Annotated in this window: 17 protein-coding genes and 1 tRNA gene; 15 read left to right on the forward strand and 3 right to left on the reverse strand. The window is 70.8% G+C overall.

The genetic code is table 11. From position 1 onward, the window contains the following. The first annotated feature begins 23 nt into the window (after positions 1 to 23). From ACLBYB_RS07160 to ACLBYB_RS07170, 3 genes are all read left to right on the forward strand, one after another. A complete protein-coding gene (locus ACLBYB_RS07160; RefSeq protein ID WP_447698354.1) occupies positions 24 to 2,213 on the forward strand; it encodes a marine proteobacterial sortase target protein in 2,190 nt (729 codons plus the stop codon). Next, positions 2,210 to 2,800 (forward strand): class GN sortase, encoded by a 591-nt coding sequence (locus ACLBYB_RS07165; protein WP_447698355.1) that lies wholly within the window; start codon positions 2,210 to 2,212, stop codon positions 2,798 to 2,800. Before ACLBYB_RS07160 ends, ACLBYB_RS07165 begins: the two co-directional genes overlap by 4 nt. Positions 2,801 to 2,892: 92 nt before the next feature. After that, positions 2,893 to 3,645, forward strand: coding sequence for a helix-turn-helix domain-containing protein (locus ACLBYB_RS07170; RefSeq protein WP_447698356.1), 753 nt, complete (start codon positions 2,893 to 2,895; stop codon positions 3,643 to 3,645). 44 nt (positions 3,646 to 3,689) lie between these two features. Here the strand turns inward: ACLBYB_RS07170 and ACLBYB_RS07175 are convergent. From ACLBYB_RS07175 to ACLBYB_RS07185, 3 genes are all read right to left on the reverse strand, one after another. Continuing rightward, a tRNA-Gly gene (locus tag ACLBYB_RS07175) sits at positions 3,690 to 3,763 on the reverse strand. Positions 3,764 to 3,861: 98 nt separating this feature from the next. Continuing rightward, positions 3,862 to 4,383, reverse strand: coding sequence for a hypothetical protein (locus ACLBYB_RS07180; protein ID WP_447698357.1), 522 nt, complete (start codon positions 4,381 to 4,383; stop codon positions 3,862 to 3,864). Positions 4,384 to 4,432: 49 nt separating this feature from the next. Next, a complete protein-coding gene (locus tag ACLBYB_RS07185; RefSeq protein WP_331299386.1) occupies positions 4,433 to 5,275 on the reverse strand; it encodes a BKACE family enzyme in 843 nt (280 codons plus the stop codon). Positions 5,276 to 5,450: 175 nt separating this feature from the next. Between ACLBYB_RS07185 and aroQ the strand changes: the two genes are divergently transcribed. The 12 genes from aroQ to ACLBYB_RS07245 all read left to right on the forward strand — a co-directional run bounded on the left by aroQ (position 5,451) and on the right by ACLBYB_RS07245 (position 16,282). Beyond that, the gene (gene aroQ / locus ACLBYB_RS07190; RefSeq protein ID WP_091977797.1) at positions 5,451 to 5,900 is read left to right on the forward strand and encodes a type II 3-dehydroquinate dehydratase; all 450 of its coding nucleotides are present in this window, start codon (positions 5,451 to 5,453) and stop codon (positions 5,898 to 5,900) included. Positions 5,901 to 6,043: 143 nt separating this feature from the next. Then, positions 6,044 to 6,745 carry an orotate phosphoribosyltransferase gene (locus ACLBYB_RS07195; RefSeq protein ID WP_056531596.1) on the forward strand — a complete coding sequence of 234 codons (702 nt, stop codon included), beginning with the start codon at positions 6,044 to 6,046 and terminating at the stop codon, positions 6,743 to 6,745. 13 nt (positions 6,746 to 6,758) lie between these two features. Continuing rightward, complete coding sequence (pyrC, locus tag ACLBYB_RS07200) at positions 6,759 to 7,838, forward strand: dihydroorotase (protein WP_447698358.1); 1,080 nt, start codon at positions 6,759 to 6,761, stop codon at positions 7,836 to 7,838. Between the two features lie 207 nt (positions 7,839 to 8,045). Next, a complete protein-coding gene (locus ACLBYB_RS07205) occupies positions 8,046 to 9,491 on the forward strand; it encodes an amidase (RefSeq protein ID WP_447698359.1) in 1,446 nt (481 codons plus the stop codon). A gap of 423 nt (positions 9,492 to 9,914) precedes the next feature. Next, positions 9,915 to 11,690 (forward strand): acetolactate synthase 3 large subunit, encoded by a 1,776-nt coding sequence (locus ACLBYB_RS07210; RefSeq protein ID WP_100250623.1) that lies wholly within the window; start codon positions 9,915 to 9,917, stop codon positions 11,688 to 11,690. Between the two features lie 82 nt (positions 11,691 to 11,772). Then, on the forward strand, positions 11,773 to 12,315 hold the full coding sequence (ilvN, locus tag ACLBYB_RS07215; RefSeq protein WP_447698360.1) for an acetolactate synthase small subunit: 543 nt from the start codon (positions 11,773 to 11,775) through the stop codon (positions 12,313 to 12,315). Between the two features lie 53 nt (positions 12,316 to 12,368). Next, a complete protein-coding gene (locus ACLBYB_RS07220; RefSeq protein ID WP_447698361.1) occupies positions 12,369 to 12,665 on the forward strand; it encodes an AbrB/MazE/SpoVT family DNA-binding domain-containing protein in 297 nt (98 codons plus the stop codon). Beyond that, positions 12,643 to 13,002 carry a type II toxin-antitoxin system PemK/MazF family toxin gene (locus tag ACLBYB_RS07225; RefSeq protein ID WP_447698362.1) on the forward strand — a complete coding sequence of 120 codons (360 nt, stop codon included), beginning with the start codon at positions 12,643 to 12,645 and terminating at the stop codon, positions 13,000 to 13,002. Before ACLBYB_RS07220 ends, ACLBYB_RS07225 begins: the two co-directional genes overlap by 23 nt. 44 nt (positions 13,003 to 13,046) lie before the next feature. Beyond that, the gene (locus ACLBYB_RS07230) at positions 13,047 to 13,691 is read left to right on the forward strand and encodes a glutathione S-transferase family protein (RefSeq protein ID WP_091977792.1); all 645 of its coding nucleotides are present in this window, start codon (positions 13,047 to 13,049) and stop codon (positions 13,689 to 13,691) included. A gap of 82 nt (positions 13,692 to 13,773) precedes the next feature. Then, entirely contained in the window at positions 13,774 to 14,430 is a 657-nt protein-coding gene (locus tag ACLBYB_RS07235; RefSeq protein ID WP_447698363.1) for a TetR/AcrR family transcriptional regulator C-terminal domain-containing protein, read from the forward strand. A gap of 12 nt (positions 14,431 to 14,442) precedes the next feature. Further along, the gene (ilvC, locus tag ACLBYB_RS07240) at positions 14,443 to 15,462 is read left to right on the forward strand and encodes a ketol-acid reductoisomerase (RefSeq protein ID WP_056531609.1); all 1,020 of its coding nucleotides are present in this window, start codon (positions 14,443 to 14,445) and stop codon (positions 15,460 to 15,462) included. A 166-nt stretch (positions 15,463 to 15,628) separates the two neighbouring features. Continuing rightward, positions 15,629 to 16,282 carry a pyridoxamine 5'-phosphate oxidase family protein gene (locus ACLBYB_RS07245; protein ID WP_020090721.1) on the forward strand — a complete coding sequence of 218 codons (654 nt, stop codon included), beginning with the start codon at positions 15,629 to 15,631 and terminating at the stop codon, positions 16,280 to 16,282. The last annotated feature ends 113 nt before the right edge of the window (positions 16,283 to 16,395 follow it).

Below are 16,395 nucleotides of genomic sequence, written 5' to 3' on the forward strand. Positions count from 1 at the left end.
CGCCGGCGCAGGAGGTTTCCCCGATGCCGTTCTTCGCTCCACGATCCGCGGTCGAGTCCCCCCGCAACGCCGCGCTGTCACCGCTCTTCCTCGCGCTGCTGGCGCTGCTCATCATGCTGGCCTCGGCCCACGCGGCGCCGGGCCGAGACCGGGGTGGCCTCACGCTGCGCGGGCCGGCCGGCACCGCGCCGGTCGAGGCCGTCCAACTGGCGACCGACATCAGCGTCGACGTCAGCGGCCCGACCGCCCGGGCCACCGTCACCCAGGCCTTCCGCAACGTCACGGCGGACTGGGTCGAGGGCACCTACCTGTACCCCCTGCCGGAGGACGCGGCCGTCGACGGGATGAAGCTCGTCGTCGGCTCCCGCGTGATCGTCGCCGACATCCGCGAGCGGGCGGCGGCCAAGCGCGCCTACGAGGCCGCGAAGGCGGCCGGGCAGTCGGCGGCGCTGACCACGCAGGAGCGGCCCAACGTCTTCACCAACGCGGTCGCCAATATCGGCCCCGGCGAGACGGTGGTGGTCCAGATCACCTATCAGCAGACGATCCCCGTCTCGGGCGAGACGCGGACGCTGCGCCTGCCCCTGGTGGTCGCGCCCCGCTACAATCCGGCCCCCGCCCCGGTGGACGCGGTCTCCCTCCACGGCGTGGCCGAAGCGGCCCGCGACCCGGTTCCGGATCGCGCCCGGATCAGCCCGCCGGTGCTCGACCCGGCCCTGTCGTCGCCGACCAACCCGGTCGCCGTCACCGTGCGGCTGCAGGCGGGCTTCCCCGTCGGTGACGTCCGCAGCGCGACCCACGCGATCCGCGTGACCGAGACCGGCCCGGAGGCGCGAACGGTCACGCTCGCCGACGGCGTCGTCCCGGCCGACCGCGACCTCGAGCTAACCTGGGCGCCGGTCCCGAGCCGGGTGCCCGGCCTCGGCCTGTTCCGCGAGACCGTGGCGGGCCGGACCTACCTGCTGGCCGCCGTGAGCCCGCCGGCGATCGAGACCGACACGACCGCCCGGCCGGCGCGCGACGTCACCTTCGTCATCGACAATTCCGGCTCGATGTCGGGCGCCTCGATGCGGCAGGCCAAGGCCGGGCTGCTCGCCGGTCTCGCCCGCCTGACCCCGTCGGACCGCTTCAACGTCATCCGCTTCGACGACACCTGGGACGCGCTTCATCCCGCGCCCGTCCCGGCGACGCCGGAGGCCCTGGCGCAGGCCCAGGCCTTCGTCGCCGCTCTGGAAGCCCGCGGCGGCACCGAGATGCTGGCGCCGCTCAAGGCGGCCCTCGCCGACCCGCACCCCGAGGACGGGCGCGTCCGGCAGGTCGTGTTCCTCACCGACGGCGCCGTCGGCGACGAGGAGCGGATCTTCGCGGCGATCCACGCCAATCTCGGGCGCACGCGCCTGTTCATGGTCGGCATCGGCTCGGCGCCCAACGGCCACCTGATGCGCCACGCCGCCGAGATCGGCCGCGGCAGCTTCACCGAGATCCGCGACCTCGCGCAGGTCGGCGAGCGGACCCGCGCGCTCTACGAGAAGCTGGAATCCCCCGCCGTCACCGACCTGACCGCGACCTTCTCGGTTCCGGGCGTCGAGGTCACGCCGGGCGCGCTGCCCGACCTGTATCGCGGCGAGCCGCTGGTCTTCGCCGCGCGGCTGCCGGGGGCGGCCGAGGAAACGGCCCGCGGGACCGTGACCGTCTCGGGCCGGGTGGGCGGCCGGACATGGACCCGGACGCTCCCCCTCGCCGAGGCGGGTGCGGGCGCCGGCATCTCCAAGGTCTGGGCGCGATCCCGGATCGGCGAGACCGAGACGGCGCGCATCACGGGGCGCCTCGGTGCGGACGCGGCCGACGCCGCCATCCTGGCGCTGGCCCTGGAGCACGGCCTGACGACGCGGCTGACCAGCCTCGTGGCCGTCGACGCCACGCCGCGCCGCGCGCCCGGCACGCCCCTCGTCGCCGCCGACCTGCCGCTGAACCTGCCGGCGGGCTGGGACTTCGCCAAGGTGTTCGGCACGGACCGGCCGGGCGCCACGCCCGCCGACGACGGGGCAGCGCGGATCGTGCCGATCCGGGCCGAGGGCGCGGCGGTCGACCTGCCGCGGACCGGGGCCGGCATCGTGGCGCAGCTCGGCCTGGGCCTGCTCCTCGCCCTGCTGGGTCTCGTGCTCGGCACCGGCCTGACGATCGGCGGCCGGCGGACCGGGGACGCGCGATGAGCCGGCGCACGGTGACCGGACTGGGGAGGGTCCTCGCGGCCCTCCTCACCCTCGCGGGGCTCGGTTTCGCGGCGCAGGCCGCCTGGATCCCCGCCAAGGCCGCCCTGGCCCAGCTGCTGCTGGAGCGCGCCTTCGCCCGCACCCTGGCCGAGGGTCGGCCCGCCCGGCCCTGGCCCTGGGCCGACACCGAGCCGGTCGCCCGGCTCACCGTCGCGGGCCGCAGCTTCGTGGTGCTGCGGGGCGGGAGCGGCCAGGCCCTGGCCTTCGGCCCCGGCCACCTGGACGGCACCCCGGAGGCCGGCGCGCCCGGCACCGCGGTCATCGCCGCCCACCGCGACACGCAGTTCGCGGTGCTGGGACAGCTCGGCCCCGGCGATCCCGTCACGGTGACCGGCCGCGACGGCCGGACCCTGCGTTTCCGCGTCACCGGCACGCGGGTGGCCCGGTGGGACGCGTCGGGCATCGACCCGCAGGCCCCGGGGCGGCATCTCGACCTCGTCACCTGCTGGCCCCTGGAGGCGCTGCAGGCCGGCCCGCTCCGGCTGATCGTCGAGACCGAGCTGGCCCCGGAGCCGGAGCGTTCCTGACGGCTCGGCGTGGACGGTCAGCTTGGCCGCGCTTGCGCGAATGTGCGGTTTCGTGCGGATCTGTGCGGGTCAAGCCCGTGCGAGCCGTGCCTGTGAGCGAGATCGAACTGTCCGAGGCGCAGAGCCGCGCCATTGCCCAGACCGTGCGCGAGGCGCTGGCCCGCCGGCGCATCTCCCGGCAGACGCTGGCCGAGGAGGCCCGGATCAGCATCTCGACCCTGGAGAAGGCGCTCGCCGGCCGCAGGCCCTTCACCCTGGCGACGACGATCCGCCTGGAGGAAGCCCTGGGCCAGTCCCTGCGCCAGGAGACGGGGCGACCGGCCCCGGAGGCGGCCCGTCACGCGCCCGACGAGCTCGGCTCCTACTCGCGGGAGAGCGTCGCCTGGATCGAGGGGCGCTACCTCACCCTGCGTCCGTCGTTCGGGTCGGCGGGCGCGATCTTCGCCTACCGCACCGAGATCGCCTGGGACGCGGACGCGGCCCGCCTCGTCTTCCGCGAGGCCGAGCGGCTCGACGCCCCCTTCGCGCAGTCCGGCAGCGTCGCCGTGCCGAGCCAGTCGGGCATGATCTACCTCGTGACCAACTGGCACGGGCAGCACCGCCTCGCGGTGCTGTGCCGCCCCAACATCCAGGGCGAGATGTACGGGGTCCTGACGACGCTCCACGCCGGGCGCGGCACGCAGCTGACCCCGGCTGCTGCGCCCCTGGCACTGCTGCCCGAGCAGGCTGGCGCACACGGGTACGGGCGGATCGGGCCGGAGGCGCCGGGCTACGCGCTGTACCGGGCCTATCTCGCCCGGGTGCACGACGACGGCTACGCCACCTTCTTCACGGGCGTCGCTTGACGGGGTCTGACGGGTGAGCCCGAAGGCGCAGAGCGCGGCGGGCTTGGAGCGGGTACCGGGAATCGAACCCGGGTATTCAGCTTGGAAGGCTGCTGCTCTACCATTGAGCTACACCCGCGCGGGCGGATCGTTAGCACGCCGGGTCGGCCGTGAGAAGGTGGGTCGGGATCGCCGCCGCGCGGGCGACGTCCCGAAACCGCGACGTCGCCGGCCGGCTCACAGGCACGGATTCATGACCGGCTCGCGCGGGATCGAGAGCAGGTCGTCGACCTGGGCGCGCAGGCCCGCGGCGCCGCCGGTCCGCAGGGCCTCGTACAGGGCCTCCGCGTCGCGGCCGCAGACCGCGCCGGGCCGCTGCTCCGGTTCCGTCATCCCGTCGCGCGACGGGACGGCCCCGTCCGGGGCGTTGTCGGCGATGAAGCGATCGATGCGCGCGAGCGCGGCGCGCAGTTCCTGCTGGAAGTCCGGGTCGGCGCCGGCGTGGCACGCCTGTCCGACGGTGCGCATCGCCTGCAGGATGCCGCGCATGCACAGCACCGCACCCTTGCCGGTCCGGTCGACCTTCGTGACAGTGTCGCCGCGCCGAATGGTCTGGATCCCGTTCACGAGCGCCTCCGCCGATCCCGGTCCGGCCTGACCGGGGGCCTCCGAGGCCACGGCCAGGAGCGCGCAGGCCGCGGCGGCGCAGCCGACGATCAGGGATCGCGGTCGGGACGGCGTGCGTGTCGTGAGGCGCATGGATCCGGTGCCGTCTCCACCGCGCGACCGCGGCAACATCCGCGCGCGCTCAACCCAGGCCCAGGGCGGCGCGGGCCTCCGCGGGCGTGGCGACGCGGCGGCCGTGGCGCGCCACCGCCTCGGCGGCGAGGCCGACGAGCTCGGCGTTGCTCGCCGCCAAGCGGTCCTTCGTCACCCGGATGTTGTCCTCCAGGCCGGTGCGGACCGCGTCCGCCCCGCGGGCGAGCGCCCAGTCCATCACGATCGCTTGGTTGCGCCCGATCCCGGCCGCCGTCCAGGTCGCCTCCGGCAGGATCCGCCGGGTCTCGGCGAGCAGGATGTCGAGGAGGTGCTCCTCGGCCGGCATCGCGTTCTGGACGCCCATGACGAACTGCACGTGCGGGCGCGCGTCGATCAGGCCCGCCTCCACCAGCCGCTTGGCGCCGTGCAGGTGCGAGAGGTCGAAGATCTCGATCTCGGGACGGACGCCGTACTGCTTCATCTGGCCGGCGAGGTCGGTCACGAGGCTCGCGGAATTCTCGTAGACGATCGTCGGGAAGTTCACCGAGCCGGTGGACAGGGAAGCCATGTCGGGCCGGTGCTTGAGCGAGAGGCCGCGGGCGGCCGGGTCGCGCCCGCGCCCGCCCGTCGAGAACTGCACGATCATCCCCGGGCAGTGCCGGCGCAGCCCCTCCTGCACGGCGGCGAACCTGTCCGGATCGGAGGAGGGCGACTCGTCGTCGTTGCGCACGTGGATGTGGCAGAGCGTGGCGCCGGCCTCGAAGGCCTGCTGCGTCGACTCGATCTGCTCGGGCACGGTGACCGGAACGGCCGGGTTGTCGGTCTTGCGCGGCACCGAGCCGGTGATCGCCACCGCGATCACCACGGGCGCGTCGCTCCGGGATCCTGCCATTCGCCTGTCCTCCCTGCCGCATCGGGCTTCCGCGACCGGGATAGCGCCGCGGGATCCGGATCTGAACCGCCCGGCGCGGGCGGCAGCTCCGTGTGCGGGACATCTCCGACCGGATGACAGCCCGGACTTGAGTCTTGCGGGCGCTTGCCGCACCTCTCGACCCGCGAGGCACACGATGAACGACACCGTCCTGGTCCTGAACGGGCCGAACCTGAACCTGCTCGGCAAGCGCCAGCCGGAGATCTACGGCCGCGAGACGCTGGCCGACGTCGAGGCCCTGTGCCGCGAGACGGCCGCCGGCCTCGGCCTCGCGGTCGATTTCCGCCAGAGCAACGCCGAGCACGTGCTGATCGACGCGATCCACGAGTACCGCGTCGGCTCGGCCGGCATCGTCATCAACGCGGGCGCCTACACCCACACCTCGGTCGCCATCCTCGACGCGCTGAACACCTGCGAGGTGCCGGTGATCGAGTGCCACATCTCGAACGTTCACCGCCGCGAGGCCTTCCGCCACCATTCCTACATCTCGCTCGCGGCCACGGCCGTGCTGGCGGGATTCGGCACGCACGGCTACGCGCTGGCGATCCGGCACCTCGCGCATCTGCGGGCCGGCAGACCTGCGTGAGGCGCGGATAGCGCCGCGATCAGGGTTGACGCTGGCGGAGACAGGGCGGAGGAGGGCGGTCAGGCCCTATTCCCACGCGATCTCTCTGGCCGGACCGGTTCTCAAGGCCCCGGAGAGCGCCCCAAGCGGAGCGCGCACGCCGCATGACCAGCCCCTTCCTGCCCCTCGACCGGAAAGTGATCGCCCGCGAGGCGGCCAAGATGTTCCTCGAGATCGAGGCGGTGCTCTTCTACAAGGACGAGCCGTTCAAGTTCACCTCGGGTTGGGCGAGCCCGGTCTACACCGACAGCCGGAAGATCATCTCGTTCCCGCGCCTGCGCTCGACGCTGATGGATTTCGCCACCGCCACCATCGTGCGCGAGATCGGCTACGAGAAGCTGACCCACATCGCCGGCGGCGAGACCGCCGGCATCCCCTTCGCGGCCTGGATCGCCGACCGGATGATGCTGCCGATGCAGTACATCCGGAAGAAGCCCAAGGGGTTCGGCCGCAACGCCCAGATCGAGGGCGAGATCGTCGAGGGCGCCCGGACGCTGCTCGTCGAGGACCTCGCCACCGACGGGCGCAGCAAGGTCAATTTCTGCAAGGCCCTCCGCGATTCGGGCGCCCAGGTCGATCACTGCTTCGTGCTGTTCTACTACGACATCTTCCCCGACAGCGCCGCGCTGATGGAGGAGATCGGTATCAAGCTCCACTATCTCACCACGTGGTGGGACGTGCTGGCGGTGGCCAAGGAGATGGGCACCTTCGACCCGAAGACGCTGGCCGAGGTCGAGCGCTTCCTCAACGCGCCGGCGGAGTGGTCGGCGGCCCATGGCGGCATCTCCGCCTTCGGCCAGGCCTGAGGGGCATCCCGCGATGAGCGTCGCCGACCTGTTCCCCGCCGAGCGCCAGGACGCGAAGACCGTCGACCGGATCACGATCCGGCGGCCGGACGACTGGCACATCCACCTGCGCGACGGCGCGATGCTGAAGGCGGTGCTGCCCTACACGGCGGCGCAGTTCGCCCGGGGCATCATCATGCCGAACCTCGTGCCGCCGGTGACAACGGTCGCCGCGGCGCAGGCCTACCGGGAGCGCATCCTGGCGGCCCTGCCCGCCGGCATGGACTTCACCCCGCTGATGACCTGCTACCTGCGGGACGACACCGACCCGGACGAGATCGAGCGGGGCTTCGCTGAGAAGGTCTGGGTCGCTGCGAAGCTCTACCCGGCCGGGGCGACCACGAACTCGCACGCGGGCGTCACGGACCTCGTCGGCATTACCCCCGTCCTGGAGCGCATGGAGCGGATCGGCATGCCGCTCCTGATCCACGGCGAGGCGACCGACCCGGAGATCGACATCTTCGACCGCGAGGCCGCCTTCATGGAGGGCAGCTTGATCCCGCTGCTCGCTCGCCATCAGGGGCTGAAGGTCACCGTCGAGCACGCCACCACGGCGGAGATCCTCGACGTGGTCCGGGAGCACCGCGGCCGGTGCGCGGCGACGATCACGCCGCACCACCTCGTGATCAACAGGACGCACATCTTCCAGGGGGGGCTGCGCCCGCACCTCTACTGCCTGCCGGTGGCCAAGCGCGAGCGGCACCGTTTGGCCCTGCGCGAAGCCGCGACCTCCGGCGAGGCCTGCTTCTATCTCGGCACCGACACCGCGCCGCATGTCCGCGGGGCCAAGGAGGCGTCCTGCGGCTGCGCCGGCGTGTTCTGCGGGCCTTCCGCGCTCCAGACCTACGTGCAGGTCTTCGACGAGGAGGGGGCGCTCGACAAGTTCGAGGCCTTCGCGTCGCTCAACGGCGCCCGCTTCCACGGGCTGGAGCCGAATGCCAAGACCGTCACTCTCGAGCGGCGGGAGAGCCGCATCGCCGAGGCCGTCGCGGTCGACGACACGGCAGTCGTCGTGTTCCGCGGCGAGGAGACGCTGCCCTGGTCGGTGGTATAGCGAATCAGGGCGATGGGTGCGCTCCGTCATCGCGAGCGCAGCGAAGCGACCCAGGGATGCGCGACATCGGTGATCGTCGCGCGACACTGGATCGCTTCGCTGCGCTCGCAACGACGATGATCGGCACTCCATCCAATCAGCCAGAGCCATCTTTGCCTGGATCCAACCTCCGGTTACCGATCTTCCGTTGATCCGGGGGAGGGCAAGATGCAGGACGCGCGACAGGACGGCATCACCGCCATGGGCGCGGTGGACCTCGCGGCCGCCATTCGCGGCCGGGTCGTCTCCTGCGCGGAGGTGATGCGCGCCTATCTGGAGCGGATCCACCGGATCAACCCGCAGGTGAACGCCCTCGTGGGCCTCGCCGACGATGCCGCGCTCCTGCGGGAGGCCGAGGCCGCCGACGCCGCGCTGGCGCGGGGGGACGCCGTCGGGCCGCTGCACGGCTTCCCGCTGGCCGTGAAGGATCTCGATCCGGTCCGCGGCCTGCGGTTCACGCAGGGCTCCCCGATCTTCGCCGACCGGGTCGCCGACACCGACTCGATCATGGTGACGCGCCTGCGCGCCGCCGGGGCAATCTTCATCGGCAAGACCAACATCCCCGAGTTCGGCCTCGGCTCGCACAGCTTCAACCCGGTCTACGGCGCCACCGGCAACGCCTACGATCCGGCCAAGACCGGGGGCGGCTCGAGCGGCGGCGCCGCGGTCGCAGTCGCCTTGCGGATGCAGCCGGTCGCCGACGGCAGCGACCATGCCGGCTCCCTGCGCAACCCGCCGGCCTTCAACAACTGCTACGGCCTGCGCCCGAGCTGGGGCCGGATCCCCGCCGAGGCCAAGGACGTGTTCAGCCCGAACCTCGGCGTGCTCGGGGCGATCGGGCGCACGCCCGGCGATATCGGCCTGATGCTCTCGGTGCTGGCGGGCTACGACCCGCGCTGCCCGAACGCCATTCGGCAGGACCCGTCCGCCTTCGCGAGCCCGCTCGCCCGCGACTTCCGCGGGACCCGGATCGCGTGGCTCGGGGATTGCGGCGGCCAGATCCCGTTCGATCCCGGCGTGCTCGACGTCGGGCGTTCGGCGCTCGCCACCTTCGCGGAGATCGGCTGCACCGTCGAGGAGGCGATGCCGCGCTACGACATGGAGACCCTCTGGCAGGACTGGCTGGTGCTGCGGGCCTTCACCGTCGCGGCGAACCTCCGCCCGTTCTACGACGAGCCCCGCCACCGGGCCTTGCTGAAGCCGGAGGCGGCCTGGGAGGTCGAGCGGGGGCTGGCGCTCGGCGCCGACCGGATCATCGCGGCGCTGGAGGGGCGCACCCGCTGGTACGAGACCCTGCGCCGCTTCATGGAGACCTACGACTACGTGGTCATGCCCAGCGCCCAGGTCTTCCCGTTCGACAAGGGCCTGCGCTGGCCCGAGACGGTGGGCGGACGGGCGATGGACACCTACCACCGCTGGATGCAGATCACGATCCCCGCGACGATGTCGGGCCTCCCGTCGCTCGCCGTGCCGGCGGGCTTCGGCGAGGCCGGTCTGCCCACCGGCATCCAGATCGTCGGCCCGAACCACGGCGAGCTCGCCTGCCTGCAACTCGGCGCCGCCTACGACGCGGCGAGCAACTGGGTCCGCCGCTTCCCGCCGCCGCTGAACTGAGGGGCGGCTCGACGATCCAGCCGGCGCAAACAAGCGCCGGACGCGTTGACCCGCTCCGCGCTCTCCGCTAAGAGGCCCGACACTTCGCGTGCCGACCATGAGCCAGTTCCGGATCATGTGGCCGCCGCGGGGCAGGTTCGGGTTTCCGATGACGACGGTCCTTATTGTAGCGGTAGCGTCACCGACGGGGCGGCCCTGAACGAGGGCCGCGATCCGGGCGGTGGCGCATGCAGGGTCCCTCGGGGCCCTTTTTTGTTGCCCGCGTCCGGGCGGGACAGGACTGGGACGGACGGAGATCCGGGGCGAGAGGCACCTTCGGGCGAGGCGGAGACCGCCCCGCGTGACGGGGGTGCCGGGAGAGAGGACGGGGCAGGGCGGCGATCACGGGATCGCGGTGGCTCCGGAGAGCGCGAGGAGACGAGCATGGGCGGCGAGGTCATGACCGGGGCCGAGATGGTCATCCGGGCCTTCCAGGATCAGGGTGTCGACACGCTGTTCGGGTACCCGGGCGGCGCCGTACTTCCGATCTACGACGCGCTCTTCCACCAGAACGCCGTCAAGCACATCCTCGTCCGCCACGAGCAGGGCGCCGTCCACGCCGCGGAGGGCTACGCCCGCTCGTCCGGCAAGGTCGGCTGCGTCCTCGTCACCTCGGGCCCCGGCGCGACCAACATCGTCACCGGGCTCACCGACGCGATGCTGGATTCGATCCCGCTCGTCTGCATCACCGGCCAGGTCCCGACGCACCTGATCGGCACCGACGCGTTCCAGGAATGCGACACGGTCGGCATCACGCGCCACTGCACGAAGCACAATTACCTGGTCAAATCGATCGACGACCTGCCGCGCATCTTGCACGAGGCGTTCTACGTCGCGGCGAACGGCCGGCCGGGCCCGGTCGTCGTCGATCTGCCCAAGGACATTCAGTTCGCCTCGGGCCTCTACGAGCGTCCGGAGATCGCGAGCCACAAGACGTACCGCCCGGCCGTGAAGGGCGACGCCGACCGGATCCGCGCGGCCGTCGAGCTGATGGCGACCGCACGGCGGCCGGTCTTCTACACCGGCGGCGGCGTGATCAACTCGGGCCCAGAGGCCTCGCGGCTGCTGCGCGAGCTCGTCCGCGAGACCGGCTTCCCGATCACCTCGACCCTGATGGGGCTCGGCGCCTATCCGGGCACGGACGAGAAGTTCCTGGGCATGCTCGGCATGCACGGGACCTACGAGGCCAATCTCGCGATGCACGAGTGCGACGTGATGATCTGCGTCGGCGCGCGGTTCGACGACCGGATCACCGGCCGGCTCGACGCGTTCTCGCCCTTCTCCAAGAAGATCCACATCGACGTCGACGCCTCCTCGATCAACAAGGTCGTGAAGGTCGATGTCGGGATCGTCGGCGACTGCGCCTCGGTGCTCGGCGACATGCTGGAGGCGTGGCGCGCCCTGCCGTCGCGGCCCGACAAGTCGAACCTCGATCCGTGGTTCCAGAAGATCAGCGCCTGGAAGGCGCGGGACTGCCTCGCCTACTGGCCGTCGGGCACGATCATCAAGCCGCAATACGCCGTGCAGCGCCTCTACGAGGCCTGCAAGGACCGCGAGACCTACATCACCACCGAGGTCGGTCAGCACCAGATGTGGGCCGCCCAGTACTTCAAGTACGACGAGCCGAACCGCTGGATGACGTCGGGCGGCCTCGGCACGATGGGCTACGGCCTGCCGGCGGCGATCGGCACCCAGCTCGCGCACCCGAACGGGCTCGTGATCGACATCGCGGGCGAGGCCTCGATCCTGATGAACATGCAGGAGATGTCGACGGCGGTGCAGTACCGCCTGCCGATCAAGGTGTTCATCCTGAACAACGAGTACATGGGCATGGTCCGCCAGTGGCAGGAGCTGCTGCACGGTTCGCGCTACTCGCAGAGCTACTCGGAGAGCCTGCCGGACTTCGTGAAGCTCGCGGAGGCCTACGGTGCCAAGGGCATGCGCTGCGAGAAGCCTGGCGACCTCGACGGCGCCATCGCGGAGATGCTCGCCCATGACGGCCCGGTGATCTTCGACTGCATCGTCGACAAGACCGAGAACTGCTTCCCGATGATCCCGTCGGGCAAGGCGCACAACGAGATGCTCCTGTCCGATTACCTCGGCGAGACCGGCGTCGAGCTCGGCGACGTGATCTCCGAGGAAGGCAAGATGCTGGTGTGAGGGCGGGCGGCCCGGCGTCACCGCCGGGCCGCGATCCGCCGCTGCGGCGGCGATGGGTCGAACGACGAGGACGAGACCGGCGATGAACGCGATGAACACCCACTACCCCGATGTCGTCCGCGTCGAGCCGGTGAACCGGCACACGCTGGCGGTGATCGTCGACAACGAGCCCGGCGTGCTCGCCCGCATCTCGGGCCTGTTCTCCGGCCGAGGCTACAATATCGAGAGCCTGACCGTCTCCGAGACCGAGGAGGCGCGCCACATCTCGCGCATCACCATCGTGACCACCGGGACGAACGCCGTGATCGAGCAGATCAAGGCGCAGCTTGACCGGCTGGTTCCGGTGCACCGGGTCGTGGACCTCACGCTCCAGGGCAACGCCATCGAGCGCGAGATCTGCCTCGTGAAGGTGAAGGGCGAGGGCGAGCACCGCAGCGAGGCCCTGCGGCTGGCCGCCGCCTTCGGCGCCAAGACGCTGGACGCCACGCTCAACTCCTTCGTGTTCGAGTTGACCGGTGCCACCGAGGAGATCGACCGGTTCGTCCGCCTGATGAGCGTGATCGGGCTGGTGGAGATCTGCCGCACCGGCATCTCCGCGATGGGGCGCGGGGCGGAGCCGCTGTAGGATCCGGCGGCCCGAATCTGCTACGATGCGCCGTCCCCGCAGGAGGCGGAGCGATGGAAGCCAAGGTCATTCGCTGGGGCGACGATCTCGCCGTGCGGCTCAGCAGTGCGGAGGCCGAGGAACTCGGCATCCGTGAGGGCGAGACCGTGGAGATCGTCTCGAAGCGCTCGCCGCAGCCCGAGCCGACGCAATGGGCCGGGCGTCGGTATGTCGACGGGCTGCCGGTCTACACCCTCGAGGAGATGATCGCCGAGGCCCGGCGTCTGGGCCCGGAGGCCGAGCCGCCGACGGTCGATTGGGGACCGGATCGCGGGTCCGAGATCATCGATGACGACAACGACCCATACTGACTGGCAGCCGAAGCCGGGCGAACTCCTGCTCGTCGATCTTGAGCCGGTTCGCGGCACGGAACAAAAGGGTATTCGGCCCGCGCTTGTCGTGTCGGATCCGAACATGAACCAGTTGACGCGTCGCGTGATTGTCTGTCCGATCACGCGCAATCCGCATCCGTGGCCGACGAAAGTGTTCCTGCCGGCGGGCCTTTCCGTCACTGGCGCTGTCTTGGTGGATCAAGTCCGCTCGATCGACAGGGCTACACGCATCCTGAGGAGTCTTGGCAGCGCGCCCGATGAGATCGTGGCCGACGTGCGCGGCAAGCTCAGGACGCTGCTCGGCCTTACGGTCTGAGATACGCGCGCTCTTCGTATGCTTTCCACAGCAGACAGGCTTTCATGACCGCCCGCACCCTCTACTACGCCCCCGGCGCCTGCTCGCTCGCCGCCCACATCATCCTGGAGGAATCCGGGCTGCCCTACGAGGGCCTCAAGCTCGATCTCGCCGCGGGCGACCAGCGCCGGCCGGAATACCTCGCGATCAACGATCGCGGCCGCGTGCCGGCGCTGACCGAGGACGGCTGGGTGCTCACCGAGTGCGCGGCCATCATGCGCCACGTCGCTCGTCAGGTGCCGGAGAAGGGGCTCTGGCCCACGGATCTCCGCGAGCAGGCCGCCGCCGACGAGTGGCTCGGCTGGCTCGCCTGCAACCACCACGTGACCTACGCCCATGTCCGCCGGCCCGAGCGCTACACCGAGGACGAGAGCGCCTTCGAGGGCATCAAGGCGAAGGCGGCCAACACCTACGCGGACCTCGCCACCATGACCGAGGTGCGCCTGTCGCACGGCGGCTGGGCGGTGGGCGACCGGTTCAGCGTCGTCGACGCCTACCTGACGGTCTTCTGGTTCTGGGCCAACGGCCCGGTGCTCCGGTTCGACATGGCCGGGCGCTTCCCGGCCTGGACCGCCCATGCGCGCCGGGTCGCCGAGCGCCCGGCTGTCCAGGCCGTCTTCGCCCGCGAAGGGCTGCCGCTCCCCCGCTAGCAGGTGCGGTCACGGCACCCCCTTGCCGCGCCCTACGAATCGGCCTAAAACGCGTACCGTACGGTACGGTACGCCATTCGAGATGATGCAGGCCAGCGCGACAGCAGAGCGGGAAGAGCCGTCGGCACGCCAGCAGGCGGTGCTGGACGCCGTGCTCGGCCTCATGGTCGAGGACGGCGAGCAGCTCACCATGGACGCGGTCGCGCGCCGGGCGAGCTGCTCGAAGGAGACGCTCTACAAGTGGTTCGGCGACCGAGACGGGTTGCTGACCGCGACGGTGCGCTGGCAGGCCTCCCGGGTCCATGCCGGGAACGACAGCGCGCAGGTGCTCGACGGCGCGACCCTGCGGGAGCGCCTGCAGGACTTCGCCGTGACGTGGCTTGAGGTCATCACCGGCCCGACCTCGGTGGCGCTGAACCGCATCGCCATCGCGCATGCGGGCTCGCGCAAGAGCAATCTCGGCGGCATCGTCCTGGCGAATGGGCGCTTCGCGATCGGCGAGCGGGTGAAGCCCGTGCTGGAGGCGGGGCGCGCCGCCGGCCTGCTGAGCTTCGCCGACAGCGAGGCTGCCTTCCGCACCTTCTTCGGCCTCGTCGGCCGGGATATCCAGATCCGCCTTCTGCTCGGCGAGACCCTCGACCTCGACGGGGCCGAGATCCGGCGCGACGCGGGCCGCGCCGTCGAGCAGTTCCTGGCCCTCTACGGCCGGGCCAAACCCGACCCGAAACACCAAGTCTAAGAGGAGACAGACATGCGGGTGTATTACGATCGTGACGCCGACCTGAACCTGATCAAGGGCAAGAAGGTCGCCATCGTCGGCTACGGCAGCCAGGGCCACGCCCACGCGCTCAACCTGCGCGATTCCGGCGTGAAGGACATCGTCATCGCGCTCCGCGAGGGCTCCGCCACCGCCAAGAAGGCGGAAGCCGAGGGCTTCAAGGTCCTGTCGGTCGCCGAGGCCGCCAAGTGGGCCGACGTGGTGATGATGCTGACCCCCGACGAGCTGCAGGGCGACATCTACCGCGAGTCCCTCGAGGGCAACATGAAGCAGGGCGCCGCGCTCCTGTTCGCCCACGGCCTCAACGTCCACTTCAACCTGATCGAGCCGCGCAAGGACCTCGACGTCCTGATGGTCGCCCCGAAGGGCCCCGGCCACACCGTGCGCTCCGAGTACCTCCGCGGCGGCGGCGTGCCGACCCTGATCGCCATCGCGCAGGACGCGAGCGGAAACGCCCACGACCTCGGCCTGTCCTACGCCTCGGCGAATGGCGGCGGCCGCGCCGGCATCATCGAGACGACCTTCAAGGAGGAGTGCGAGACCGACCTGTTCGGCGAGCAGGCCGTGCTCTGCGGCGGCCTCGTCGAGCTGATCAAGGCCGGCTTCGAGACCCTGGTTGAGGCGGGCTACGCCCCCGAGATGGCCTATTTCGAGTGCCTCCACGAGGTGAAGCTGATCGTCGACCTCATCTACGAGGGCGGCATCGCCAACATGAACTACTCGATCTCCAACACGGCCGAGTACGGCGAGTACGTCACCGGCCCGCGCATCGTCACGCCCGAGACCAAGGCCGAGATGAAGCGCGTGCTCAACGACATCCAGTCGGGCACCTTCACCCGCAACTGGATGCTGGAGAACAAGGTCAACCAGACCTCGTTCAAGGCGACCCGCGCCAAGCTCGCCGCCCACCCGATCGAGGAGGTCGGCGCCAAGCTCCGCGGCATGATGCCGTGGATCTCCGAGAAGGCGCTGGTCGACAAGACCCGCAACTGATCCGCATCCGCGCGGTCGGGCCCGGCCCGTCCGCGCACGCGCGGGGCCGGTCACGCGGAGGCGTGGCCGGCCCTTCGCGTTCCGGGTTGCCCGACACGGGGTGTCCCGGCCATAAGCCCGCCAGCGGTCCCGCGCGTACGAGGACCGGCAAGCGGAGAGGACACGCATGGCATCGCTCTATTCCGACGCGCACCGGGCGCTGCAGGAGGAGTTCGGCACCACCAAGCTCGCCGTGCGTCTCGACGAGGACTGGGTCCACGAGACCGTCCAGCCGGACGAGGCCGCCTTCATCGGCTCCCGCGACATGTTCTTCCTCTCGACCGTCGACCCGGACGGCATGCCGACGGTCTCCTACAAGGGCGGTCCCACGGGCTTCGTGAAGGTGCTCGACGACAAGACGCTCGTCTTCCCGGGCTTCGACGGCAACGGCATGTTCTACTCGATGGGCAACATCGAGGGGCAGGCCAAGGTCGGCCTGCTGTTCATCGACTTCGAGACGCCCCACCGGATCCGCGTCCAGGGCCACGCGACGCTGCTGCGCGACGACGCCCTCTTGGCCGCGTACACCGAGGCCAAGTACCTGGTGAAGGTCGCGGTGACGAAGATCTGGATCAACTGCCCGCGCTACATCCACAAGTATCAGAAGCTCGAGCAGAACAAGTACGTGCCGCGTCCCGGCCGCGAGACCCCGCTCGCCGCCTGGAAGCGCCTCGACCTCGCGGGCGACGTGATCAGCGATGCCGACAAGGCCCGCGTCGCCCAGGAGGGCCGGCTGGAAGTCGCGGAGTACGAGGCCCTGATGGCCCGCGGCGAGGCCTGATCGTCCATTCCGGCCGCCCCGCAGTCCCGGGCGGCCGGTCCGGAACTCAATTTACGTCAATTAGATTTTTCCGAGTATAAATCTGCCGTACAAAATATTAATAAAGCAAAAAT

It is taken from the genome of Methylobacterium sp. D54C (assembly GCF_053345595.1).

Bases quoted from the DNA above. Each gene is read 5' to 3' on its own strand.
- ilvN (WP_447698360.1), top strand. From the start codon at position 11,773: ATGAACGCGATGAACACCCACTACCCCGATGTCGTCCGCGTCGAGCCG.
- ilvC (WP_056531609.1), top strand. From the start codon at position 14,443: ATGCGGGTGTATTACGATCGTGACGCCGACCTGAACCTGATCAAGGGC.
- ACLBYB_RS07230 (WP_091977792.1), top strand. From the start codon at position 13,047: ATGACCGCCCGCACCCTCTACTACGCCCCCGGCGCCTGCTCGCTCGCC.
- ACLBYB_RS07225 (WP_447698362.1), top strand. From the start codon at position 12,643: ATGACGACAACGACCCATACTGACTGGCAGCCGAAGCCGGGCGAACTC.
- ACLBYB_RS07165 (WP_447698355.1), top strand. From the start codon at position 2,210: ATGAGCCGGCGCACGGTGACCGGACTGGGGAGGGTCCTCGCGGCCCTC.
- ACLBYB_RS07185 (WP_331299386.1), bottom strand. From the start codon at position 5,275: ATGGCAGGATCCCGGAGCGACGCGCCCGTGGTGATCGCGGTGGCGATC.
- ACLBYB_RS07245 (WP_020090721.1), top strand. From the start codon at position 15,629: ATGGCATCGCTCTATTCCGACGCGCACCGGGCGCTGCAGGAGGAGTTC.
- ACLBYB_RS07235 (WP_447698363.1), top strand. From the start codon at position 13,774: ATGATGCAGGCCAGCGCGACAGCAGAGCGGGAAGAGCCGTCGGCACGC.
- ACLBYB_RS07205 (WP_447698359.1), top strand. From the start codon at position 8,046: ATGCAGGACGCGCGACAGGACGGCATCACCGCCATGGGCGCGGTGGAC.
- pyrC (WP_447698358.1), top strand. From the start codon at position 6,759: ATGAGCGTCGCCGACCTGTTCCCCGCCGAGCGCCAGGACGCGAAGACC.
- aroQ (WP_091977797.1), top strand. From the start codon at position 5,451: ATGAACGACACCGTCCTGGTCCTGAACGGGCCGAACCTGAACCTGCTC.
- ACLBYB_RS07195 (WP_056531596.1), top strand. From the start codon at position 6,044: ATGACCAGCCCCTTCCTGCCCCTCGACCGGAAAGTGATCGCCCGCGAG.
- ACLBYB_RS07180 (WP_447698357.1), bottom strand. From the start codon at position 4,383: ATGCGCCTCACGACACGCACGCCGTCCCGACCGCGATCCCTGATCGTC.
- ACLBYB_RS07220 (WP_447698361.1), top strand. From the start codon at position 12,369: ATGGAAGCCAAGGTCATTCGCTGGGGCGACGATCTCGCCGTGCGGCTC.
- ACLBYB_RS07160 (WP_447698354.1), top strand. From the start codon at position 24: ATGCCGTTCTTCGCTCCACGATCCGCGGTCGAGTCCCCCCGCAACGCC.
- ACLBYB_RS07210 (WP_100250623.1), top strand. From the start codon at position 9,915: ATGGGCGGCGAGGTCATGACCGGGGCCGAGATGGTCATCCGGGCCTTC.